The sequence below is a fragment of the Parabacteroides sp. AF39-10AC genome (genome assembly GCF_003635405.1).
Lineage (GTDB): Bacteria > Bacteroidota > Bacteroidia > Bacteroidales > Tannerellaceae > Parabacteroides > Parabacteroides distasonis.
This window is the reverse complement of record NZ_QTLP01000006.1, coordinates 255,700-256,327: the sequence shown is the minus strand read 5'-3', so window position 1 is coordinate 256,327 and position 628 is coordinate 255,700. Positions and strand designations below refer to the sequence as shown.

Sequence of the window (628 nt, the reverse complement as noted above, 5' to 3'; positions counted from 1 at the left end):
TCTTGCCACGTCGTGGTCCTACAACCCCCGTGTCGCCTAGACGACATGGGTTTGGGCTCTTCCGTGTTCGCTCGCCACTACTTACGGAATCATTGTTTATTTTCTCCTCCTATGGGTACTTAGATGTTTCAGTTCCCCACGTTCGCCTCCCTTACGGGATGGCAGGCCTTCAGCCTGCCGGGTTGCCCCATTCGGATATCCCGGGATCAAGGGCTATTTGCGCCTCCCCCGAGCTTTTCGCAGCTTATCACGTCCTTCGTCGCCTCCGAGAGCCAAGGCATCCACCGTCTGCCCTTGCTTACTTTCTCTCACCTCGCACTTGACGTACGGGTTGATATATCTTAAGCTCGCTCTACTTGTTTCTTCTTTTTGATGTCCAATATGTCAAAGATCCTCTTTCCCTCGCGGGATGTGTGGAGAATAACGGATTCGAACCGTTGACCCTCTGCGTGCAAGGCAGATGCTCTAGCCAGCTGAGCTAATCCCCCTCATTCGGAGTAGTCCCAGGCAGAGTTGAACTGCCGACCTCTACATTATCAGTGTAGCGCTCTAACCAACTGAGCTATAGGACTGTCAACCTTGCCAAGACTTACGTCCCAGCGTCATCTTTCTCTCTCCGACCGGCCTT

2 tRNA genes and 1 rRNA gene are annotated in these 628 nt (G+C 53.2%); all 3 read right to left on the bottom strand.

Annotated features, from left to right (window positions below):
• Window positions 1–308: ribosomal RNA gene (locus DW033_RS08005) — 23S ribosomal RNA — on the bottom strand; the annotation flags it as partial.
• A gap of 106 nt (window positions 309–414) precedes the next feature.
• Window positions 415–488: transfer RNA gene (locus DW033_RS08000), tRNA-Ala, on the bottom strand.
• 10 nt (window positions 489–498) lie between these two features.
• Window positions 499–572, bottom strand: a tRNA-Ile gene (locus DW033_RS07995).
• Window positions 573–628: the final 56 nt, after the last annotated feature.